Genomic DNA, 22,042 nt, shown 5'->3' with positions numbered 1-22,042 from the left:
GCGATCGTCCCGAACCGGCGCTCCTTACCTGAATCCCTGGAGCATCGGCTCGGCATCGACGTTCGCGAGCTCGGCGGGCCACAGCGGCAGACGTTTGGCCGGCAGCTTCGCGCGCGGATGACGGTAAATGATGCCCACCGGAAGCTTCTGCCGGCGGTCGAAGTCGTGGATGAGCCGCTCCGCGGCCTCCTGGCTGGTGACATCGTGGCCGTCCGGCACCGGCTCGACATGATCCCGAAACCAGTCGTATGTGTTGAGCTTGTTGTAGGTCACGCAGGGAGAAAAATCGTTGAGCATCGCGAAGCCGGGGTGCCGGACCGCTTCGACGATCAGTTGGGTCGTCATCTTCGGATCGCCCGAGAACGACTGCGCGACAAAGGTCGCGTCGGACGCCAGCGCGAGCTTCAGCGGGTCCAGAAACGGCGGGTGCTCCTCGGAGACCTTCATCTCGGGCTGCCCGAGGCCCCACGACGGGGAATCCTGCCCCTTCGTCAGGCCGTAGACGCCGTTGTCCATGATCACGAGGGTGATATCCGGATCGCGCCGGCAGATGTGCACGAAATTCTCCACGCCGATCGCCAGCGTGTCGCCGTCGCCGGCAAGCGTGATGACCTTCAGGTCCGGATTGGCCATCTTCGCGCCGAGGGCGTAGGCGAGCGCTCCACCGTGAGTCCCGTAAAAGGTATTGCCGTTCAAGTAGTTGCGGATCTGACCGGAGCAGCCGATCCCGCCGACGAGAAACACTTCCGACGGAGTCAGTTCGAGGCTCGTCAGCGCCGCCTTGAGCGCGTTCAGGACGGCGTAGTCGCCGCAGCCGGGACACCACTGAATCCGGTGCCGCGGCGCCGCGTTCTGCTCCCAGACCGACTTCACCGGCTGCGCCGGCTTCGTGTCAGACATCGAGCATCACCTCGACCTTCACCGCATCCTTGCCACCGAGGCGAATCGTGCCGGCGCCGTTGCGCGTGACCTCGTGCACGGCGCGGACGACCTCGGACGGATGCAGCGGGCGCCCGTTGTACTTGAGCACGCGCCGCGTCGGGATGATGCAGTGCGCCTGGATCAACCCGGCGAACTGCCCCAGGTAATTGTGCTCGCAGACGACCACCGGCACGCCGCGATCGAGCAGCGGCTTCGCGAGGTGGGTCGGGAACGGCCACAGGTGCGTGAAGTGCACGACCGCGGCGTCGACGCCCTCGGCGCGCAGCCGCTCGCGCGCGTCCAGCAGGACCGCTTTGGTCGACCCCCACCCCACCAGGATCGGCCCCTTGCCCAGCGTCCCGTACACCTGGGGCGGCTTGGCGTCGTGATTCAAGTATTCCGTCATCTTGCGCATGCGCTTGTCCATCTGCGCGACGCGCATCGGCCGGTCCGTCGAGACGAAGCCGGCCTCGTCGTGCTCGGTGCTGTTCACCTTGGCGGTGACGCCGCGGGTGCCGGGCACGAGACGCGGCGAAATCCCGGAGTCGGTGAGGCGGTAGCGGAGATACCGTTCGCCGTGCACGTCGGTGTCGCTCATCAGCTCGCGCTCGACCCGGCGGCCGTCGCGGAAGGCGTCCTCCCGCACCGTGGCGCGGCCTTCGCTCAGGTTGAGGTCGGTCATGAAGAACACCGGACATTGATATCTGTCCGACAGCCGCACCGCGTCGCGCATCATCGAGCAGCACTCTTCGATCGTCGACGGCGCCAGGACAATGCGCGGAATTTCCCCGTGCCCCCCGCCGGTCACCAGCCAGAGATCGCCCTGTTCGGGCTTGGTGGGCATCCCCGTGGACGGGCCGGCGCGCATCGTGTCGACGATGACGAGCGGCGTCTCGGTGATACCGGAGACGCCGATCTCTTCCACTTTGAGCGACAGGCCGGGACCGCTGGTCCCGACCATGCTGAGCACGCCGGCCGCGGCCGACCCGAGCGCCGCGCGGATCGACTCGCGCTCGTTCGCGCCCTGGAGCGCGCGGCCGCCGTACCGCGGCAGGTGGCGCTGCATGAACTCGAGGATGGACGTGGCCGGCGTGATCGGGTACCCGGCGTAGAACCGCACGCCGGCCTGAATCGCGCCGATCGCCAACGCTTCGTTGCCGCCGATGTACACCGCGGGCGGGCGGCCGGCGACCGGTTCGAGCCGGTAGCCGATGTCGCGCCATCCGCGCTCCTTGAGGATCGCCTCCGCCGCCGCCCGGCCGCGCCGGGCCGCCTCGAGGTTCAGATCGACGAGCCCGCCGCCGCGCTTGGCGAACCGCTCTTCGAGCAGCTGCCGCAGCCGCGTCTCGTCCTGGTCGAACTCGAGAAGCCGGAACAGGGCGCCGGTCATCACGACGTTCTTAACGACTTCCTTCTTCAGGTCGCGCTGAGCGATCTGCCGGGCGGGGATCGGGAACACCCGCACCCCGCGGGCTTCCAGATCGTCCGTCGGAACGACGCCGGTCGAACTGTCGTAGAGGCAGACGCCGCCGTCGTTGAGCTCACCGGCGTGCCGCAGCAGCGTGTCGCGGTTGGGCTGGATTTTCGAATCGGGGTTGGCGTCGTATTCGAGGCCGACAAGAATATCGACCCGCGCGTCGCCCCAGGAGACCGGGGGTTCGGTCGAGATGACGAGCGGGTCGTATTGGTGCGCGCCGTAGATCGTCGAGGCAAATCCGCGTTCTACGGCCCAAACGTGGAGCCCGGATCGGGTCAGCAGGCGCCCCAGGATGTCGGTAATCGTCGAGACGCCGTCGCGAAGCTGCACACCGCCGACGAGCAGCTTCATTCGGTTGATCTGCATCGGTGACAGTTGCCTCCACCGGAGCCGAAGGCGGTGGGCGAGGCGCGAGGATTCCGTCTCCCCCGAGCGTCGCGGCTCGAGTTCGTTATGACCGTGCTTTAATTACCACCGGCAGTATATAGTAGCAGGTCTCCCGCCAAAGCGCCAGGATGCCCCTTAACAGACACAGGGGCCCGCGGGGCGTGCGCCCCGCGGGCCCGAAATGATTCCTACCGTACGCGAGCTACGCGCGCTTCACGGCCTCCTTGAGTTCCTTGGCAGCCGTAAACCTTGGAACGGTCCGCGCCGGCACCTTCACCGGCTCGCCGGTCTGGGGGTTGCGGGCGACTCGCGCCTTCCGCTTGGAGATCTTGAACGTCCCGAACCCGGGGAACCGGACCCGGTCGCCTTTCTTCATCGTGCCGATAATCAGATCGGTGAACTCGTCGACAATCCGGCCGGTCTCGGCCTTCTTTAGTTTGAGTTTGTCGGCGAGCCTCGCCGTGAACTGAGCCTTCGTCATGTCTCCCTCCCATTTGTCGTCGTTGCACTCGGCCCATAGGGGTTCGTGGGGCTTGAGTGGTTTCCTTCAGGAGTTACGCGTTCGAGCCCTTATTTTGATGGGTTTTTCACGCGATTGTCCCCGACACGGGTACGGACGTCTCGGCGGCCACCGCGTGAGCCGCCACGCTCGCTCGCGGTGGGCGGGAATCCCCGTGCGGACGGCGAATCACTCTCCCGGCTCATCATGGCCGGTACGCTGCGGCTCGAGCCGCAGGCTCAGGACCCGGCCGGCGCTGCCTCACTCGCGGAACTACCGAACGGACCTTACGTCGAACTCACGAACGACAAAAAGGAGGCCGCCTATGCGCATTGGCATTTCCGTCGTCGCGATTCTCGTCACCGCCCTCGCCCTGGTGCCCGCCCACGCCGCGTCCGTCCTCACGGTTCCGGCCGGGACGAAAGTGCTGCTCCGGTTCGAGACCCCGGTCGATTCCAGCACCGTCACCGAGGGCGCCGCGGTCAAGTTCACGGTCGCCACGGACGTTCTGATCGGACGGGCGGTGGCATTCAGGCAGGGGACGCCGGCCCAAGGCATCGTGACGGACGTCTCCAAACCCGGCATCTTCGGCAAGAACGCGCGGGTGCACATCGCCTACATCCAGGCCAACGCGGTGGATGGAAGGCCGGTGCGGTTGGCCCCGCTGGACGTGACTCCCAGCTCGGTCAGGCAGGTCGGAGATGTCGGCGCCGCGGGGGCGACGAGCCTGACCGGCGCGATCCTCCTCGGTCCGGTGGGACTCGCGGCGGGCGCTTTGATCCACGGCGGTAACGTCAACCTGCCGGCCGGCGCGGTGGGAACCTCGAGCGTCGAAGAAACGCTTCAGGTCCCGGTCCTGTAAGGCGTCATGGGCCGGTGGTTCGGGCGGGCGGCCCGGACCTCCGGCCCCGCTCAATACAGCCGCTCCCGGTCAAAGAGGTTGAGTAGGGGCCTGTCCTCCCGATAGCGGCGCAGATTCTCGCAAAACAGGTCGGTCAGCCGGGAGTTCTCGCCCGGAACGGTGCTGGCCGAGTGCGGGCTCACGATCACGTTGGGCAGATCCCATAACGTGCTGTCCTCGGGCAGCGGCTCCTTGGCGAACACATCGAGCACCGCGCCGCCCAGGTGTCCGTCGTGCAGCGCCGCGATCATCGCCCGCTCGTCGACGATCGCGCCGCGGGCGATGTTGACGAGAATCGCGCCCCGCTTCATGCTCCGCAGTTCCTGCTCGCCCAACAGCCGGCGCGTCCCGGACGTCTGCGGCACGATGAGGACGAGAACGTCCGCCTCCCGCACGACCTCCTCGGTCCGGTCCGGGGGGAGGACGCGCTCGACGTGCGGCACGCCGTCCGGCGGGATGGTGCGCTTCGTCCCGATGACCCGCATGCCGAGCGCGTGGCCCATGCGCGCGACCTCCCGGCCCACGCTGCCGAGACCGATGATGCCGAGCGTCATGCCGCGCACCTCGCGGGCGCAGTAGCGTTCCCAGTGATGCGCGGCCTGTTCGGCCTTCAAGCGGAAGAGGTCCTTGACGAAGACGAGCATCCCCATGACGCAGAATTCGGCGAGCGCGCTCGCGTGGACGCCGGCCGCCGTCGTAAAAGCGATCGGGGAGTCGATCAGCCGGGTACGGACCAGCATCTCGCCGATGCCGGCGCTCGACGCCTGGATCCAGCGGACGCGCGGCGCGAGCGCCGGGATGCGGTCGAGATTCGTGAAGTCGAAGTCGAAGAGGACTTCCGCGCGCGCGAGCAGCGCGCGCCACCGCGCCTCATCCTGCGCGCCCCGCGAAAAGGGCTGCCCGTGGTGCTGTCCTTGATAGGTGGGTTTCGCAAGCAGATCCGGCTCGTACATCACCTCGACGCCCGGGACGGCGCGAATCCGTTCGACGAGCTCGGGTTCGAGGTACGACGCGATGAGCACCGGGACCGTCCGCGCCGCACCTGCCGCATGCGGCTGCGCGGCCGTCACAGCGCTCCCATCCGCGCCAGCGTCTCCAGCACCTCGCGAAGTGGAAGCCCCACGACGTTCGTGTAGGATCCTTCGATCCGCCGGATCATTCCCGCCGCCCTCCCCTGGATCGCGTATCCGCCCGCCTTGCCCATCGGCTCGCCCGTCGCCACGTAGGCGTCGATCTCTCCGCGGCCGAGCGCCGCGAACTCCACGCGCGTTCGCACGACGGCGCCGTCCGCCCGGCCGGCCGCGGCATCGTACACTTCGTATCCCGTCACCACGTCGTGGACGCGTCCGGACAGCCGCGCGAGCATCGCCCGTGCGTCGTCCTCGTCGCGCGGCTTGCCGAGGACGTCGCCGTCGAGCACGACGTCCGTGTCCGCCGCGAGCACGAAGTCCCGCGTGGAGCGGGACCGCGCGGCGGCGACGTCTCGCGCCTTCGCCGCGGCCAGCCGGCGGACGAAGGCGTCCGGCGGCTCATCGGGCAGGCGTTCCTCAACGACGCTGCTTGGAACGACGACGAACGGCAGCCCCGCCGACGCCAGCAGTTCGGCGCGCCTCGGCGAAGCGGAGGCCAGGACGATCACCGCCACCTGCTCTTCTGCCAATTGTCGCGCGCACCCTGCACCCCGAGCCAGGCCGGCAGCGGCATCGCGAGGCGGCGCGAGAGCGCGTTGACGTACGGCTCGTACATCCGGCGCAGTTCGTCGACGCGCGCCGTCGCCTCCGCGTCATCGCGGAGCTTGCACCCGTTGACCCGCAGCATCGCCGTGAGCGCGGCCCGGTCGGCCTCCGGCAGGCGGTCCTGCCGCGGCGGATCGGGCGGCTGGTTGAACATGATGCTGATGTCGACGACGGCGTGGCGCGCCATGGCGAAGGTGAGCTCCGCCACCCGCCGCGGCGCTCCTTCGACCGCGCCGATGACCAGCGCGCACGTGTCCAGGATCGCCGTCAGCGCGGAGAGCCAGGATTCGTTGTCGTGCTGGGACCGAAAGTACACCAGCACCGGGTACGAGATATGGCTCTCGAGCAACTCGGCCGCCCATCCCTCCCACTCGCGCAGGAACGGCTCGAGCAGCGCGCGGTCGCCCCCGGCGCGCCGCAGCAGTTCCCCGGCGCTCGGCGGAGACCCGGCCCAGGCATCGAGAACCGAGATCCGCGACTCCCGGCGGGAGAACGCCTGGTAGATTACCGGCAGGTACGAAATGATCAAGGCCAGGAACGAAAATCCGACTCCGCCCTCCACCACGAGGACAATCCGCGCGGGCACGGACTTCGGCACGACATCCCCGAGCCCCAGCGTGAAGAATGTCGTCCCGCTGAGGTACACGTCCGTACCGAACCCGGGATGGCTTTCCGGCGCGCTCATTTGCGAGCCGAGGCCCCAGTGCAGCATCGCGAACCCGAGGATCAGACCCAGGGCCCACACGGCCAGCAGGCTCAGCGTCACGAGGGGTCCGAAATACGCGAGGTAGGCTTCGCGCCGGCTTCTTCGCTGTATGCGGCCGACGATCCCGACCCACGCGCGCCACAGGTACCCAATGTAGAAAGCCACGCGGACGCGGCGGGACACCCGTCTCGGCAGGACGACGGTTTCGAAGGCGTCCCAGAGCATCGAGACGATCAGGCATATTCCGGCCAGGCTGACGATCAACCGCACGACGGCCACCCCCACATGCGCGCGGGCACGCTCACGGTACGGGCGGCCGCAGCAGCACCAGTATTCCCGCCAGGGCGAAGACCACCAGCATCGCCGCCGCCTCCCACGTGAGGAGCCGCCGCGCCGTCTGCCGGCGGACGCCGAACCATCCCAGTCCCGCCGCCGCCGCAACCGCGCAGATCTTCACCGCAAGCGTCCGCCCGTACGGATTCGCGACAAAATCCCGGAACCCGGCCAGGTGCTGGAACGCCATCACGACCCCGCTCGCGACGGCGGCAATACCGGCGGCCAGCGCGAGCCGCCCCACCGAAGCCACCGGCCGCACCGTCACGGTTGGCGGCCGGCTCGCGGCCGCGGGACGGGACAGCAGGGCCAACGCCAGGGTGCCGCCCCACAGTCCCATCGCGCCCACGTGAACGGCGTTGATCCCTAGGCCCCACCAGACCGGGCGCACGGCGCTCGCGTGCGCGGCCTGCCCGTCGATAAACGCGAGCCCGGCGCCGAGCAGCGGCACCGTCCAGGCGGCGCGCAGCGCGCCGCTTTGGAGCGCCCCCGCGAGGACCCATAACAAAATCGCGGCCGCGAGGCGCTGCGCGAGCACGCGGCCGAAACTCGAATCGAGCACGGCTCCGACGACCGCGGGGTCGGCACCGCCTCCCGCCGCGCCGAGGGCGACGGACTCCGCCGCAAACCCGATCGGCTCGGCAAACAGCAGCAGCGCGATGCCGACACCGGTGAGACGCCACAGAAGCTCCGGCGCGCCGGAGACGCGGGATGGCGGATCGGCCCGGCCCGCGAGCCACACCGCCGCAAGGGTTCCGAACCCGAGCGCGTAACCGGCAAAATGCAAGAGATGCGCAAGCGCTCCAAGGATAGTTCCCCAAACGGCGGCGCCTCCGCCGGCCGGCGTTCCTTCCGCGAGCACACCGCCTGGACGCAGCACGCTGAAGGCCATCGTGCCAAAGTCGGGATGCGTGTCGGGAGAAATCACGGACCAGACGACCCGGTAGGTTCCGGGCGCGCGCGCGTCCACGTTCACCGCCACCGTGGCGCCGGCGACGCCGACCGGCCCCTGGTCCACACGCCGCCCGTCCGGTCCGATGACGCGCAGACCCCGGCCGATCGGCTGCACCGGCTCGTTGAAGACCAGACGCACCGCGCGCGGCGGCTGCGACAGCACCGCGCCCGCGCGACAGATCGGTGAATCGGACGGCAGGCTCTCGCCGCCCGGCAGGAGGCACAAATCTGTAGGCTCTGCGCGGAGGAGAACAGCGTGCGCCGATACGACGGGGAGCCGCCCGAGCAGCACGCAGAGGGCGATGACGGCAAGTGCCGCGGCCGGCCGCCCTGCACCGAACACGGGGGGCGCGGCCGTCGCGGCGGGGAGGGCGCGAACCCGCGGGCCCTGCGGCCGGTTTATACCGCCCCCGCCTCAGCCGGCCGCAGCGGCGCCGTCACACCCCGGGACGGCGACGTGATGCGCATCACCAATCCCGACGCGATCAGGCAGAGCAGCCCGGCGCCCATGAAGGCGCCCTGATAGGTGCCAAACCACGTGCGCAGCGCCCCCGCGCCGAACGCGGCGGTCGCCGCGCCGAGCTGGTGCGACGCAAAGATCCATCCGAACACGACGCCGACGCGCTGCCTGCCAAAGATGTCCGCCGTCAACCGCACGGTGGGCGGCACCGTGGCCACCCAGTCGAGCCCGTAGAAGACGGCGAACGCGGCCATGGGAGCGAACGACGTTCCCAGCGCATAGGGGAGGAACAGCAGCGATAACCCGCGCAGCCCGTAGTACCAGCACAGCAGGTACCGGCTGTCCCAGCGGTCGGTCAACCAGCCGGAGCACACGGTGCCGATGAGATCGAACACGCCGATCGTCGCGAGCATGCCGGCGGCCGTCACCTCCGGAATGCCGTGCTCCATCGACGCGGGAATGAGATGCGTGCCGATCAGGCCGTTCGTGCTGGCGCCGCATACGAAGAACGACCCGGCGAGCAGCCAGAAATTGCGCACCCCCATGCTGTCCGTGAGCGCCCTGACGGCCGCGACCGCCGGATTGATGGGCCGGACCGCGCGCGGCGCCTCCGCGGCCGCCTGGGCCGGCCCCTGCTCCGCCGCCGCGAATCGCGGCACGTCCGGGACGGGGCCGGCGCCGGCGGGCGCGCCGAACGGACGGAGGCCGATCTCCGCCGGATCGTTGCGCATCAACAGCGCGGCGATCGGGATCATCGCGAGCGCGACCGCCGACACGGTGATGGACGCGGCGCGCCAGCCGTGCAGCACCACGAGCGAGGCCAGCAGCGGCAGAAAGATGAGCTGACCGGTCGCGCTGCTCGCGCTGAACAGGCCCATAACCAGTCCGCGGCGCTCCACGAACCACCGGGTCGCGATGTAGGCGCCGAGGGTCATGGCCATCGACCCGGTGCCGAGACCGACGACCAGGCCCCACAGCAGATCGAGCTGCCAGGAGTTGCGCATGACCGTCGTGAGGCCCACGCCGGCCGCCACAGAGACGAGCGAGAACAGCACGATCCGCCGCACGCCGAACCGGTCCATCAGCGCCGCGGCAAAGGGCCCGGAGAAACCGTACAGGAGCAGACTGATCGACACCGCCGCCGGGACGACCTCGCGGTTCCAGCCGAACTCGTGCTCGAGCGGGACGATCAGGACGCCCGGCGTCGACCGCACGCCGGCGGCCGCAAGCAGCGTGAGAAACGTCACGCCGGCGACGATCCATCCGTAGTACAGACGTCCGTGGAGCAGCCGGTCAATCCGCATCGATCACCATCCGCCGGGTTCGATCGCCCGCCACGCTCGGGCCGGCGCGCCGCGCGCGCGGCGGCCGTTCTCGCTATCTTATATCAACGGCTCCAAGGCGGGGCAACATTCCGCAAACACCCGGCGTTCCTAGGGACGCTCGCCGGACGGTTGGGGAGACCCCCGCGTCGAACACGAAGCACGTATCGAATCCGCTCGATTCACCCGCCTTGACTGGAGGGATCGGTATGGGACGCGCGCGTGTGCGAGACCTCGGCGTCACGATCGGGCGACTGCCCACCGGGCCGCTCAACGGCATCACCGATGTGGGCGGCGTGCTGGTCGGCCACCGCACCTTGATAGCCGACGCGCCCCACGTGACGCGCACCGGGGTCACCGTGATCGTGCCCCGCAGCGGCGCGATCTGGAGCAACTACGCGTTCGCCGGGGCCTTTTCGTTCAATGGAAACGGCGAGATGACGGGGCTGCCGTGGCTGGAAGAATCCGGGCTGCTGGGCTCGCCGATCGCCATCACCAACACCTACGCCGTCGGCATCGTCCGAGACGCGCTGATCGGCTACGCCGTGGAGCACGGCTACAGCCACCGGTTCCATCTGCCCGTCGTCTCGGAGACGTACGACGGCTTCCTCAACGACATCGACGCGTTCCCTGTAACGCGCGAGCACGTCTATGAGGCGCTGGCGGCGGCCGCGGGCGGCCCGGTGCCGGAGGGCAACGTGGGCGGCGGGACGGGCATGCGGTGTCACGGCTTCAAAGGCGGCATCGGCACCTCGTCGCGCGTCGTCGAGGTGCTCGGCGGCCGCTACGCCGTCGGGGTGCTGGTGCAGGCGAACTACGGCCGGATGCCGCACCTGCGCGTCGACGGCGTGCCGGTGGGACGCGAGATCGAGACGAGTCGCGGCGGCCCCGAGCCGAAAGGCTCGATTATCGTGATCGTCGCCACGGACGCGCCGCTCCTTCCGATCCAGTGCACCCGCTTGGCGCGCCGCGCGACGGTCGGCCTGGCGCGCGTCGGGGGCCACGGGTTCAATACGAGCGGCGACCTGTTCCTCGCGTTCGCGACCGGGAACGAGCTTGCGGCGCCGCCGACGAAGCCGTACGCGCTCGCGATGATCCCGCACGAGCACATCGACCCGTTCTTCGAGGCCGTGGCGGAGGCCACCGAGGAGTCGATCCTGAACGCCCTGACCGCGGCGGAAACCATGACGGGGCTCCACGGCACCGTCGAGGCGATGCCGCTCGACGAGGTGCGGCGGATTGTCGGCCGCTACCGGCCGGCGTAGCGTCCGGCGGACCGTTTAGGCGAAGCCGAACTCACGCTCCGTCACGGTCAGGCTCTCGTCGATGATCGACACCATGCGGTCGATTTCCTCGCGGGTGATGATCAGCGGCGGGGAGATCTGGATTGACATGAACACGCGCCCAAACAGCCCGCGCTCATCCATCGCCGCCATGAGGCGCCGGCTGAACGGATGCGCGGCCGCGGCCGGGCCCCAGCCGAACGGCTCCTTCGTCTCCTTGTTCTGGACGAGCTCCACCGCGTAGAGCAGGCCGATGCCGCGCACGTCGCCGACCGTCGGATGGGCACCGAGGCGCCGCAGCTGCGCGTCGAGATACCCGCTCTGTTCCGCGCACCGGCGCGGTAGATCCTCGCGGCGGATGATGTCGAGGTTCGCCAGCGCCGCCGCGCACGACACCGCCTGTCCGCCGAACGTCAGGAGGTGCGCCAAGCCGACGTCCTTCTGCTTGAACTCTGTGTAGAGACGGTCGGTGACGGCCACCGCGCCGATCGGCGCGTAGCCCGACGACAGCCCCTTGGCCATGGTCATGAGGTCCGGCGCGATGCCGAACTGCTCGGTCGCAAACATCGTGCCCGTGCGGCCGAAGCCGTTGATGACCTCGTCGAGAATCAAGAGCACACCGTGCCTGTCGCAGATCTCCCGCACGCGCTGCCAGTACCGGGGAGACGGCACGTGCGTGGCGTTGGCGGCCGACACCGGCTCGCCGATCACGGCGGCGACCGTCTCCGGTCCCTGCGCGCGGATCTCGTAGTCAATGGCGTCCGCGCACGCCAGGTCCTCGGCTTCGCCGCCGAGGCCGAACCGCGCGCGATAGCGGTCCGGCGAGGGCACGAACGACACGCCGTGCATGAACGGCCCGAAGTAGGTCTCGTTGCGCGACGACGTGATGCTCAGGGCGCCGAACGTCGCCCCGTGGTAGCCGCCGACCCGCGCGATGATCTTGTACCGCTTCGGGAAGCCCCGCATCGCCTGGATCTGCTTGGCGATCTTCATCGCGGTCTCGACCGCTTCCGATCCCCCGGAGCAGAAGAAGAACCGGTTGAGATCGCCCGGCGTCAGCCCCGCCAGCACGTCCCCCAGCTGCACCGCCGGCAGGCTCGTGTAGGAGGCGGCCGAGACGTAGGCGAGCTCCCCGGCCTGGCGGGCCATGGCTTCGCCGATCTCCGCCCGGCCGTGCCCCACGTTCACCACGTAGAGTCCCGCGAGGCTGTCGAGATACTGGCGGCCGCGCGCGTCCCACAGGTTGCAGCCCTTGCCGCGGACCAGCACACGCAGGCCGTCGCGCTCGGCGAGATCGAGCCACCGCGCGGTGTGGATCCAGATGTGTTCGAGCGCCTGCTGTTCGAGCGGCGTCAGTGCCGCCGCGGAAGGCGTCGAGGATGGCTGTGGTGCCGCGGATGGTGTCGCGACTTCTGGCGTGTCGGGCATGACCTGCCTCCTGGTGAATAGACTTCGCGCTCCCCGCCTCGTGCCTAGATGAGATCGTGGCCCGCGGCGGGTCCGCGGGCAGGACCTTCGGCGGCTGACACAGGACCTCCGGCGGCTGCGGCGCCTGCTGCCGGACGCGTCTCCGCGGTGGGGCGCCAGCGGAGAAGATACGCCTCCGCCCAGTTGATCGCCTCGCTGGACAGTACGACGATCAACGCTACAATGATGATTCCCGCAAGCGCGCCGGTCGTCGAGAACAGACCGGTGTAGTAGTTGATGAGATACCCGAGGCCGCGGCTCGCCGCGATGAACTCCCCTACGATGGCCGCGACGATCGCGTAGGGCACGCTGATCTTGAGGCCGGTCGTGATCCAGGGTACCGTCGCGGGCACGGTGACCTTCCAGAGGATCTGCCGCGGGCTCGCGCCCATGATGCGCAGCACGTTGACGTACTCGTGCTCCACGCCGCGCACGCCGGAGTACGTGTTGAAGAAGGTCAGGAAGAACACCACGGTCACGACGAGCACGACCTTGGAGTTCGGGCCGATGCCGAACCAGATGATGAACAGCGGCGCGAGCGCGATCCGCGGAACGCCGTTGAACGCCACGATGTACGGATCCAGGATCTGCGCGAGCGTGCGCTGGGGGGCGAGGAGGAAACCGGTCGCGATCCCGGCCGCGGCGCCGATGACGAAGCCGGTCGCGGTCTCGTAGAGCGTCACCGACAGGTGGCCCCAGATCGAGCCGTCGCGGATCAGCTGCCACAGAAACGCGCCGACCTTGTCGGGGCTCGAGATCCAGAACGGATCGATCAGCCGCCCGGACGCGGCCTGCCACGCCGCGAGCAGCGCCAGGCCGAAGAGCGCGCGGTAGGCGAGGAGCCGCCCGCGGGTCATCGCAGGAAGTCGTTGTCCACGACGTCCGCGTACGCCGGACGGGTCTTGAGGATCCCGGCCTGCTGGAGGACGTCCTGCGTGATCTGCACGGCGCGTTCCGTCGCCCGCCCGTCGCGGCTGAGGGCCGGCAGGGTCGACTCGACGCCGGCGAGCAGCACCGCGGGGGGCGTCTGGCCGAGGAACGGCTTGACCGCGTCGGCGATCTCCTGGGGCTGGTGGCGCAGCGCCCAGATGTTGGACTGCATGAGGGCCCGGGCCATCCGGCGGACGAGATCGGGGTTCTTCTGCACCACGTCGGGGCGCGTGATCAGGCACTCCATCAGGAACTCCGGCACCGACGGGTCCTCGCCCTTGGCGTTGTTGATGAACATCATCGCGTAGCCCTGGCTGATCGCGGTTTCGGGGACCGGCGTGGCCGTGAGGGCCACGTCCACCTTGTGGTTCTGCAGGGCCGCGAGCCAAGTCGGGCCGGCGCCGATCGGGACCAGCGTCACGTCCTGCTGCGGCGAGTAGCCGGCGCGGCGCACGACGAACGTCGCGAGGTGTGCGGTCAGCGCGCCGGCCTGCGTGACGCCGATCGTGAGTCCCTTGAGGGCCTTGATCTTCTGCGCGAGCGGCGTCGCCTCGGTGATGCCGTGGGCGCGCGCCACGTCGGTCCGCATCGCCCAGTTGATCAGCAGCCGGCGGAAGCCGTTCATCACGATCACCACGCGCTTGCCTTCCTGGTACGCCAGCATGACGTTGTCGCCGGGCGTGAACGCGAAGTCCACGTCCCCGGAGATCAGCGCCTTCACGTCGGGCCCCGCGCCGCTGGTCATGATCATCTCCACGTCAAGGCCACCGGCGGCGAAGTAGCCGTTCGCCTTGGCGAGATAGACCGGCAGCATGGAGAGGGCCGTGACCGGCATCGTGATGCTGATCTTCTTGAGGCCTTGCGGTGATGCGGCGCCCGGGACGAGCAGCAGCCCGCACACCAGGACGAGAAACGCCCCCGCCACCCGCCGGACCATCGCGATCCCTCCTCTCAGGCCTGCGCGACCGTCACTTCGGGCCGCAGCTCGTTCCACAGCGCGCCGTAGACCGGCGCGAAGCCGGGGTGCTCGTGAATTCGGTAGAGGTCCCGCGGCCGCGGAATCGGCACGTCCGCCACGCACTTGATCCGCCCGGGACGCGAGCTCATGACGACGACGCGGTCGGCGAGCGCCACCGCCTCGACGAGGTCGTGCGTGATGAAGATGATCGTCTTGGCGGTGGAGGCCCACAGCCGGAGAAGCTGGTCCTGCAGGACGATCCGGGTCTGCGCGTCGAGCGGGCCGAACGGCTCGTCCATCAGAATCAGGTCCGGCTCGTAGATCAGCGTGCGCACGATGTTGGCGCGCTGGCGCATCCCGCCGGAGAGCTCGTGGGGATAGTGCGACTCGAAGCCGGCCAGCCCGACCTGGGCGATGAGGCCCGCGGCGCGCCGGCGGCGCTCGCCGCGGGCCACGCCTCGGATCTCGAGCGCGATCTCGACGTTCCCGACCAGCGTTCGCCACGGCAGCAGATTGTCGCGCTGGGTGACGTAGCCGATCGCCGGCGTAATCCCGGCGATCGGGCGGCCGCGAAAGACAATGCGGCCGGCGGTGGGCGCCGCGAGGCCGACCACGAGGTTGAGCAGGGTGGATTTGCCGCAGCCGGAGGGACCGATGACGGTGACGAACTCGCGCTCATCGACGGCAAGGCTGATCGCATCGAGCGCCGCGATCCGCGTCCCGCGAACCAGAAACTCCTTGGTCACCCCTTCGATGGAGAGGAGCGGCGCCATGATGCCTCGCCGGTTTCCATGGAGGATCGGGGAATGCCTGCTCGAACGTCAGCCGCGATCGACGACGCGGCAGAACACCTCCACGATCTTTGGATCGAACGCGGCGCCGGCGTTCCGCCGCAGATGCGCTTTCGCGTCCAGGTAGTAGAGCATCGGGGAGCCGGGCCCGCCGGTGACCATGTCCGCGTAGGCGGTGGCCACGGCGAGAATCCGCGCGCCGAGCGGGATCGCGTCCTCTTTCAGATGGTCGGGCGTCCCCGTCCCGTCCCAGCGCTCCTCGCGGTGCTTGAGGATCACCGCGACGCCCCGGGGCAAGGCGCCTCCGGCGGGCGCGGAGACCCCCTGAAGCAGCGCGGCCCGGCGCAGGTCGAGCACCTCGGGCTCTTTGCAGCCGAGCGCCTTCGCAGCGACCTCGGCCCATCCGGCGAGACGCTCGCGATACTTCTCCGGCGTCGTCTGCCGGCCGATGACCGAGTTGACCGGTCCCGGCTGAGGACCGGCGGCAGGTCCGCCGGTAGCGCTCGGGAGTTGTGACGAAGGCGCGGACGGAACCGGCGGCACGACAGGCTTCCCCGCTCTGACGTCTTTGGTGGGGCCCTGCTTGCCATTCGCCGGGCCGGACGGGGCGGTGCGGACAGGCCGCGCGGCCTCGGTCGCCGGCCCGGCAACGGCCGGGGAGTAGGCAGGCGCCGGGTCGGTGAGCGCGGCGACGGCGGCCGATAGGCGCGCGCACTCCGCGGTGAGGCCGCCCTGAGCGGCCTTCAGCTCAGCTTTCTCGCCGTCGAGCGCGCGGCAGACGTCCGCGAGGCGTTCCCGCTCGACCCCGAACCCTCGTTGCGCGTCGGCGAGCCGTGCGCTGGACGCGTCGAAGGCCGCCCGCATCTCCGCCAACTGCGCGCGGTCTGTCTCAAGCGCCCGCTGGACGTCCGAGAGACGTGCCCGATCCTCCTCGACGACACGCTGGACCTCCGTGAGACGCGCGCGATCCCCTTCGAGTTCTCGCCGCGCCTCCGCGAGCCGCGCGGTCTCGGCTTCCAGTGCGGCCCTCGTCCGGGCCAGCTCGGTTTCCGCGGCCGTGAGCTCGCCGTGCGCCTCGATCAGGCGGTTCTTCTCCTGCTCCAGCTCGGCGGCGGCCCGCGCGCGCTCCGCCGCGTCGCTGTCGGGCGCGGCCCCTGTGGACTCCGCAGACCGCAGCCGCTCGGCCTCCAACGCCCGCCGAGCCTCGGTGAGCTTGGCGCGCTCGACCTCGAGATCGGCTCGGGCTTTGGTGACGGCCGCCTGCTCGGCCTCGAGCTCGGCTCGGGCTTTGGTGACGGCCGCCTGCCCGGCCTCGAGCTCGGCTCGGGCTTTGGTGACGGCCGCCTGCTCGACCTCGAGCTCGGCCCGGGCTTTGGTGACGGCCGCCTGCCCGGCCTCGAGATCGGCCCCGGCTTTGGCGACGGCCGCCTGCCGCGCGTCGAGATCCACTCGGTCCTCGGCAGCGTGCGCCTGCTCGACCTCGATATCCGCCCGCGCCTTGACGACCCCGGCGCGATCCGCGTCGAGATCCGCCCGGTCGTTGGCGATGGCCGCACGCTTGGCCTCGAGCTCCGTCCGGTGCTTGGTGACATCCGCACGCGCAGCATCGAGCTCCGCCTGATCCTTCGTGAGCAGCTTGCGCGCGCCGTCCATCTCCTCGCGGAGCCGGTCGATCTGGTACCGCTCCAGGTCGAGTTCGCGGCGGAACGCCTCCAGCCGCGCCTGCTCCGCCTCCGCCTCGCGACGGAGGTCCGAGAGCCGCTTCCGGTCCGCCTCCAACTCGCCGCGCGTGGCGGCAAACCGCTCGGATTCGTTCTCGAGTGCGCGCCGCGTCTCGACCAGCCGTTCGCGGTCGGCGTCGAGCTCACGCCGCGCGCCGCCGAGCCGCTCGTCCTCCACCGCGAGCTCCGTTCGCTCCGCGGAGAGACGCGCGCTTTCGGCATCCAGCGCGCGCTGCAGCGCCGCGAGTCGAGCCGCCTCGATCTCGAGCCGGGCCTCCGCCTCGGCCCCGGCGGCCTCGGCTTCCGCGGCCCCCTCCCCGCGCGCCTCCGCGGCGATCGCCTGCTCGAGTGTCGCGGTCGCCTGCAGCGCAAAAGCCAGGACGACCTCGCGCTCGGCGGCCGCGCACGCGTGCGGCGCCTCGAAATAGTACGCGACCGCTGCGAACACGCGCCCGCCGCGGCTGAGCGGCCACGAGCAGAACGCGCGGATGCGCTCGCGCTCCGCGGCGCGGCGGATCTCGTTGCCGGCCGGCAGCGTTCGAACGTCTTCGACGATCGCGGGCACGGCGGCCTTGATGCGGCCGCGCGCCGGCAGGTCCATGCACGCGAGTTCGGGATGGCGGGAGAGATGCGCCCAGGGATTGGCGCCGTCCGGCGTCCGCAGCCGCGCGACGTATTCTTCCGACAGGTTGTGCGACCAGGGACACGTGACGATGCCGTTCTGCGAGCGGAGAAAGACGGCGCTGCGCGCCGCACCGGTCAACATGAGCAGGGCCCGTCCGACCGCCGCGGCGGCGGCCTCCGTCGACGCACTTCCGCGCAGGGTTTCGCTGACGGCCACCAAGCGCGCCATCAGCGTCGCGCGCAGTTCGACGTTCGCGTCCCGGTGAATTTCCTGCGTCTCCGCGACGCGCTGCGGCTCCCCCTGCCCCGCAAGACGCGGCATGATATGAAACATCCTCTCAGGCGGCCGGTGTCTCGGGATTTCGTCGGCCGCCCTTACCGCAACGTGCCCCGAGTCTTGTGTGTTGTGATGCCCAAGACCGGGGAACTTGAGCGGGAAGTTGTGAAGACCGGACGCCGCGGCCGGCGGCCGGCTTGCGGACAATCCGCCGCGGAGATATCGTGGAAGCGACAGAAACTTCGGTTGAAGCATAGGTGAGGGAGCCTCGATGGCACAGCAAGGCGAGAAGGCAGGAGACGCATCTTTGGCCCGCGCCGCAGGCTCAGACGCGCCCGCAGGAGGCGCATCTTTGGTCCGCGCCGCAGGCTCAGACGCGGCCGGAGGTCCTGCGTCAGACAGGGGAGGTCCCGCCTCCGAGAGGGTGACAAAGAGCGACGCGGAATGGCGCCGGCTGCTGAGCCCGGAGCAGTACGCCGTCACGCGGCGCAAAGCGACGGAGCGGCCGTTCAGCGGCGAGTACGAGAAGACGACGACGCCCGGCACCTACCGGTGCGTGTGCTGCGGTGCGGAGCTCTTCGAGTCGGACGCCAAGTTCGACGCGGGATGCGGATGGCCGAGCTTCACACGTCCGGCCCAGGACGCCGCGATTGCGGAGGAGACCGACCGGAGCCACGGCATGATCCGGACCGAAGTGTTGTGCGCGCGCTGCGACGCCCACCTCGGGCATGTATTCGACGATGGCCCGGTGCCGACCGGACTCCGCTACTGCATCAACTCCGCGGCGTTGAAGCTCGACCCGAAAAAGTAAGCGGCCGGCCATGGGTCGGCCGGCGACGATCAGGTCGCCATCCGCAGCCGGTAGCCGACGCCGGGCTCGGTCACGATGTAGTGCGGCCGGGCCGGGTCCGGTTCGACCTTGTGGCGGAGCTTGCTGATATTGACGCGGAGCAGGTTGCCGCCCTGATTGTAGCCCGGCCCCCACACCTCGCGGAGCAGCTGGCCGTGGGTCATCACACGTCCCGCGTGGAGCGCCAGGGTCTTGAGCAGCGTGTACTCGACGGGCGTCAGGGTGATCTCGCGTTCGCCGACCGTGACGAGGCGGCGCGCCACGTCGACCGTCAGGTCGCCCGCGGTCACGACCGGCTCGTCGGCCGGCTGCGCGACATGCCGCATGGCGACGCGCATCCGGGCCAGCAGTTCACCGATGCTGAACGGCTTCGTCAGGTAGTCGTCCGCGCCGGCGTCGAGTGCCGCGATCTTCTCTTCGTCCCGCCCACGCACAGACAGGATCAGCACCGGCACCTTCGACCATTCGCGAAGCCGCCGCGTGACCTCCACGCCGTCGAGATCCGGCAGGCCGAGATCGAGAATGATGAGATCCGGACGCACGGTCGCCGCCGCGTCCAGCCCCTCGCGCGCGGACGGGGCCTCGAACATCTGGTACCCCTGCGCCGACAGCGACGCCCGCAGGAACCGGCGGATCGCGAGCTCGTCGTCGACGACTAGGACGCGCGGCCCGGTGTCGCCCATTGCGACGCGCGATCCCCGCCGGCCGTCCGCCCGCTTGGCCCGCGCGAGTGTGAGTCTTCCGCTTGCGGGGACAGACCTCCGGAAGGTTCCGGCGGCCGAACCGGCAGCGCGAAGGCGACGATGGCGCCGCCGTCGGGGCGGTTGGCCGCCCAGATCCGGCCCCCGTGCGCGTCAATGATGCCGTGGCTGATCGCGAGGCCGAGACCCGCGCCGTGCCCCGCGCCGTCGTGCTGGATGCGGTAGAACTTGTCGAAGATGCGCGTGACGTCGCCGGGCGGCACGCCGGGCCCGCGGTCCTCGACGCGGATCTGCACCTCGTTTCCCACGAGACGCGCGCCGGCCTCGATGGGAGCGTCCGGCGGCGAGTAGCGCAGCGCGTTGTCGAGCACGTTGACGAGCGCCTGGGTGATGAGCGCGAAGTCCATCGGCACGAGCGGCAGTTTCGGGTCGACCGAGACCCGGATGTCACGGTGCTGCGCCGTGTCGCCGAGCTGCGCGATCGCCGCGCCGATCAGGTCCTCCACGTCGCCGGGCTCCATGCGGAGCCGCAGCGTCCCGGCCTCGAGCCGGTTCATGTCGAGCAGGCTCCCGACGAGGTGGTTCAGCCGTTCGGCCTGCTCCCTCGCGTTCTGCAGCAGTTCGCGGCGCACGGCCTCGTCCGCGGGCGGGTGATCGCCGAGCGTCGTCAGCGCCCCGGTGATCGAGGCGAGCGGCGTGCGGAGATCGTGCGAGATCGAGTTCAGGAGCGCGGTCTGCAACCGCTCCGTCTCGCGGGCGATGTCGCCGCGGCGCGCCTCTTCCGCCAGCTCCACGCGCTCGATCGCGAGCGCCGCCTGGCTGGCGAACGCGTCGAGGAGCCGGCGCTGCTCGGGATTGAGCCGCGGGCCCGACGCCGGCGGCTGCACGCCGAGCACGCCGACGATCCGCTGCGCGGTCTTGAGCGGCATGTACCGCGCGGCGGCCGCCGGCACCGTGTCGGTGCCGTACCCGGCCGAGTGGCCGCGCCGGAACACCCAGTCGGCAACCGCCCGTTCGTTCTCCGTCAGCGGGAACCCGGGCGTCATGAGCCGGGGCTCGAGCGTCTCGCCTTTCGGCAGGAAGATCGCGACACTGCGTCCGAACGTCGCCGCGATGTGGCGGCCCACCGCCTGGAGAATCGCGTCGAGGTCGTTGGTCGCGGCGAGCTCTCCGCTCAGGGCGTGCAGCGCGGCCATGTACGCTTCGCGGCTGCGCGCCGCCTGGGCCTGCTCACGCGTGCGGCTGGCCAGGGTGCCGATCACGAGACCGACGAAGAGCAGCGCCGCCACGGTGACGAGATACTGGGTGTCGGCCATGGTATACGTGAACGACGGCGGCCCGAAGAAGAACGCGAACGCCGCGAGGCTCACGCCCGCCGCGAGCGTCGCGGGGCCGCGCCCCCACTGCAGCGCGGTCACGACGACCGCAAGCAGAAAGAGCATCGTCACGTTCGCCTGGGCCCAGACCCCGTGCACCAGCGCGCCGATGACGACGGCCAGGGCGACGACCGCCGCGCCGTAGAGATAGGGTTTGCTGAAGAGCCCCGGCCATTCCGGAGCGGCGGGTTCGGAAGCGCGCTGCCGCTCGCGGGCCGCGCTGATCACGTACACGTCGATGTTGCCGGCCGCCCGCATGATGCGGTCGACCACCGAGCCGTGGATCAGCTGGATCCACCGGGGATGGTGCGACACCCCGACCAGAATCTTCGACACGTTCTGGGCGCGCGCGTACCGGATGATCTCCTCGGAGGCTTTCGTCCCGGGCAGGCTGACCGTCCTGGCTCCGAGCTCCTCCGCGAGACGCAGCGTCCGCGCGATACGATCGCGCGCCGCCTCGGGCAGCGTGGCGTACTCGGGCGTCTCGACGTGGAGCACGATCCACTCGGCGTCCAGGCCGGTGGCCATGCGCCGACCCGTCCGGACGAGACGCTCCGCCAGCGGATCCGCGTCGATGCAGACCAGCACCCGCTCCCCGGCCGGCCACGGGCCCGGGATCGCGTGGCTCTCCATGTAGGCCCGCATCTGATGATCGACCTGGCCGGCGAGATACCGGAGCGCGATCTCGCGCAGCGCGGTCAGGTTGCCGGGGCGGAAGAACTTGTCGATCGCCCGGCTCGCCTGCTCGGGGATGTAGACTTTGCCTTCATGCAGGCGCTGGATCAGCTCGTCCGGGGGCAGGTCGACCAGGCCGACCTCGTCCGCCTGCTCGAGGATCTGGTCGGGGACCGTTTCGCGGACGGTGATGCCGGTGATCTGGGCGACGACGTCGTTGAGGCTCTCGATGTGCTGGACGTTGAGCGTCGTGTAGACGTCGATCCCGGCTTCGAGGAGCTCGTCGACGTCCTGGGACCGCCGGGCGTGCCGGCACCCCGGCGCGTTGGTGTGGGCCAGCTCGTCGACGACGGCAAGGTCGGGATGCTCGCTGAGGACGGTGTCGAGGTCCATCTCCTCGAGCGTCACGCCGCGATAGGCGATCTTCCAGCGGGGGATGACCGTGAAGCCGGCGACGAGCGCCTCGGTCTCGGCCCGCCCATGGATTTCCACGTAGGCGAGCGCGACGCGCCGCCCCTCGGCCTGCGCCTCGCGGGCCGCAAGCAGCATCGCGTACGTCTTGCCGACGCCGGCGGCGTACCCGAGAAAGATCCGGAGCTTGCCTCGGCGGTGCCGGCGCTCTTCGGTCTCGGCTTCCTTTAGAAAGGCCTCAGGACGCGGGCGTTCCGCCTCGCCGGCGTATCCGATACAAGG

General features: G+C 70.0%; 18 protein-coding genes. 3 read left to right on the top strand and 15 right to left on the bottom strand.

What is annotated here, in order from left to right; genetic code table 11:
* Window positions 1–24: 24 nt before the first annotated feature.
* From VKT83_15025 to VKT83_15015, 3 genes are all read right to left on the bottom strand, one after another.
* A complete protein-coding gene (locus VKT83_15025; protein HLY23775.1) occupies window positions 25–900 on the bottom strand; it encodes a thiamine pyrophosphate-dependent enzyme in 876 nt (291 codons plus the stop codon).
* A complete protein-coding gene (locus VKT83_15020) occupies window positions 893–2,764 on the bottom strand; it encodes a 2-oxoacid:acceptor oxidoreductase subunit alpha (GenBank protein ID HLY23774.1) in 1,872 nt (623 codons plus the stop codon). The genes VKT83_15025 and VKT83_15020 overlap by 8 nt, the downstream gene beginning before the upstream one ends.
* A 223-nt stretch (window positions 2,765–2,987) precedes the next feature.
* A complete protein-coding gene (locus tag VKT83_15015) occupies window positions 2,988–3,266 on the bottom strand; it encodes an HU family DNA-binding protein (protein HLY23773.1) in 279 nt (92 codons plus the stop codon).
* 343 nt (window positions 3,267–3,609) lie between these two features.
* Between VKT83_15015 and VKT83_15010 the strand changes: the two genes are divergently transcribed.
* The gene (locus VKT83_15010) at window positions 3,610–4,146 is read left to right on the top strand and encodes a hypothetical protein (protein ID HLY23772.1); all 537 of its coding nucleotides are present in this window, start codon (window positions 3,610–3,612) and stop codon (window positions 4,144–4,146) included.
* A gap of 50 nt (window positions 4,147–4,196) precedes the next feature.
* On the opposite strand, the gene VKT83_15005 is transcribed toward VKT83_15010, so the two are convergent.
* From VKT83_15005 to VKT83_14985, 5 genes are read right to left on the bottom strand one after another with little or no spacing between them, the layout of a single operon-like run.
* Entirely contained in the window at window positions 4,197–5,255 is a 1,059-nt protein-coding gene (locus VKT83_15005) for a D-2-hydroxyacid dehydrogenase (GenBank protein HLY23771.1), read from the bottom strand.
* Window positions 5,252–5,845 (bottom strand): Maf family protein, encoded by a 594-nt coding sequence (locus VKT83_15000; GenBank protein ID HLY23770.1) that lies wholly within the window; start codon window positions 5,843–5,845, stop codon window positions 5,252–5,254. The genes VKT83_15005 and VKT83_15000 overlap by 4 nt, the downstream gene beginning before the upstream one ends.
* Window positions 5,821–6,897, bottom strand: a complete 1,077-nt coding sequence (locus tag VKT83_14995) for a potassium channel family protein (GenBank protein HLY23769.1) — start codon at window positions 6,895–6,897, stop codon at window positions 5,821–5,823. The genes VKT83_15000 and VKT83_14995 overlap by 25 nt, the downstream gene beginning before the upstream one ends.
* A 31-nt stretch (window positions 6,898–6,928) precedes the next feature.
* A complete protein-coding gene (locus VKT83_14990) occupies window positions 6,929–8,257 on the bottom strand; it encodes a copper resistance protein CopC (protein ID HLY23768.1) in 1,329 nt (442 codons plus the stop codon).
* A 56-nt stretch (window positions 8,258–8,313) separates the two neighbouring features.
* Entirely contained in the window at window positions 8,314–9,678 is a 1,365-nt protein-coding gene (locus tag VKT83_14985) for an MFS transporter (GenBank protein ID HLY23767.1), read from the bottom strand.
* A 227-nt stretch (window positions 9,679–9,905) separates the two neighbouring features.
* Between VKT83_14985 and VKT83_14980 the strand changes: the two genes are divergently transcribed.
* Complete coding sequence (locus VKT83_14980; GenBank protein ID HLY23766.1) at window positions 9,906–10,961, top strand: P1 family peptidase; 1,056 nt, start codon at window positions 9,906–9,908, stop codon at window positions 10,959–10,961.
* A 15-nt stretch (window positions 10,962–10,976) separates the two neighbouring features.
* Here the strand turns inward: VKT83_14980 and VKT83_14975 are convergent, their stop codons facing one another.
* The 5 genes from VKT83_14975 to VKT83_14955 are packed head-to-tail and all read right to left on the bottom strand — an operon-like array spanning window position 10,977 to window position 17,792.
* Complete coding sequence (locus tag VKT83_14975; GenBank protein ID HLY23765.1) at window positions 10,977–12,407, bottom strand: aspartate aminotransferase family protein; 1,431 nt, start codon at window positions 12,405–12,407, stop codon at window positions 10,977–10,979.
* 44 nt (window positions 12,408–12,451) lie between these two features.
* Window positions 12,452–13,303, bottom strand: a complete 852-nt coding sequence (locus VKT83_14970; GenBank protein HLY23764.1) for an ABC transporter permease — start codon at window positions 13,301–13,303, stop codon at window positions 12,452–12,454.
* Window positions 13,300–14,313, bottom strand: coding sequence for an ABC transporter substrate-binding protein (locus tag VKT83_14965; protein HLY23763.1), 1,014 nt, complete (start codon window positions 14,311–14,313; stop codon window positions 13,300–13,302). Before VKT83_14965 ends, VKT83_14970 begins: the two co-directional genes overlap by 4 nt.
* Before the next feature lie 14 nt (window positions 14,314–14,327).
* Window positions 14,328–15,107 (bottom strand): ABC transporter ATP-binding protein, encoded by a 780-nt coding sequence (locus tag VKT83_14960; protein HLY23762.1) that lies wholly within the window; start codon window positions 15,105–15,107, stop codon window positions 14,328–14,330.
* A gap of 48 nt (window positions 15,108–15,155) precedes the next feature.
* Window positions 15,156–17,792 carry an HD domain-containing phosphohydrolase gene (locus tag VKT83_14955; GenBank protein HLY23761.1) on the bottom strand — a complete coding sequence of 879 codons (2,637 nt, stop codon included), beginning with the start codon at window positions 17,790–17,792 and terminating at the stop codon, window positions 15,156–15,158.
* Between the two features lie 379 nt (window positions 17,793–18,171).
* Between VKT83_14955 and msrB the strand changes: the two genes are divergently transcribed.
* Entirely contained in the window at window positions 18,172–18,558 is a 387-nt protein-coding gene (msrB, locus tag VKT83_14950) for a peptide-methionine (R)-S-oxide reductase MsrB (protein HLY23760.1), read from the top strand.
* A gap of 29 nt (window positions 18,559–18,587) precedes the next feature.
* Here the strand turns inward: msrB and VKT83_14945 are convergent, their stop codons facing one another.
* The gene (locus VKT83_14945; GenBank protein HLY23759.1) at window positions 18,588–19,280 is read right to left on the bottom strand and encodes a response regulator; all 693 of its coding nucleotides are present in this window, start codon (window positions 19,278–19,280) and stop codon (window positions 18,588–18,590) included.
* Window positions 19,253–22,036 (bottom strand): sensor histidine kinase KdpD, encoded by a 2,784-nt coding sequence (locus VKT83_14940; GenBank protein ID HLY23758.1) that lies wholly within the window; start codon window positions 22,034–22,036, stop codon window positions 19,253–19,255. The genes VKT83_14945 and VKT83_14940 overlap by 28 nt, the downstream gene beginning before the upstream one ends.
* Window positions 22,037–22,042 lie beyond the last annotated feature (6 nt).

Source organism: bacterium (assembly GCA_035308905.1).
GTDB lineage: Bacteria > Sysuimicrobiota > Sysuimicrobiia > Sysuimicrobiales > Segetimicrobiaceae > DASSJF01.
This window is presented reverse-complemented; position numbering and strand designations above follow the sequence as displayed.

What these genes read in the sequence shown, in the direction of transcription:
- VKT83_15025 (HLY23775.1), bottom strand. Translation starts at nt 900, where the DNA reads ATGTCTGACACGAAGCCGGCGCAGCCGGTGAAGTCGGTCTGGGAGCAG.
- VKT83_15020 (HLY23774.1), bottom strand. Translation starts at nt 2,764, where the DNA reads ATGCAGATCAACCGAATGAAGCTGCTCGTCGGCGGTGTGCAGCTTCGC.
- VKT83_15015 (HLY23773.1), bottom strand. Translation starts at nt 3,266, where the DNA reads ATGACGAAGGCTCAGTTCACGGCGAGGCTCGCCGACAAACTCAAACTA.
- VKT83_15010 (HLY23772.1), top strand. Translation starts at nt 3,610, where the DNA reads ATGCGCATTGGCATTTCCGTCGTCGCGATTCTCGTCACCGCCCTCGCC.
- VKT83_14985 (HLY23767.1), bottom strand. Translation starts at nt 9,678, where the DNA reads ATGCGGATTGACCGGCTGCTCCACGGACGTCTGTACTACGGATGGATC.
- VKT83_14980 (HLY23766.1), top strand. Translation starts at nt 9,906, where the DNA reads ATGGGACGCGCGCGTGTGCGAGACCTCGGCGTCACGATCGGGCGACTG.
- VKT83_14975 (HLY23765.1), bottom strand. Translation starts at nt 12,407, where the DNA reads ATGCCCGACACGCCAGAAGTCGCGACACCATCCGCGGCACCACAGCCA.
- VKT83_14970 (HLY23764.1), bottom strand. Translation starts at nt 13,303, where the DNA reads ATGACCCGCGGGCGGCTCCTCGCCTACCGCGCGCTCTTCGGCCTGGCG.
- VKT83_14965 (HLY23763.1), bottom strand. Translation starts at nt 14,313, where the DNA reads ATGGTCCGGCGGGTGGCGGGGGCGTTTCTCGTCCTGGTGTGCGGGCTG.
- VKT83_14960 (HLY23762.1), bottom strand. Translation starts at nt 15,107, where the DNA reads ATGGCGCCGCTCCTCTCCATCGAAGGGGTGACCAAGGAGTTTCTGGTT.
- VKT83_14955 (HLY23761.1), bottom strand. Translation starts at nt 17,792, where the DNA reads ATGCCGCGTCTTGCGGGGCAGGGGGAGCCGCAGCGCGTCGCGGAGACG.
- VKT83_14945 (HLY23759.1), bottom strand. Translation starts at nt 19,280, where the DNA reads ATGGGCGACACCGGGCCGCGCGTCCTAGTCGTCGACGACGAGCTCGCG.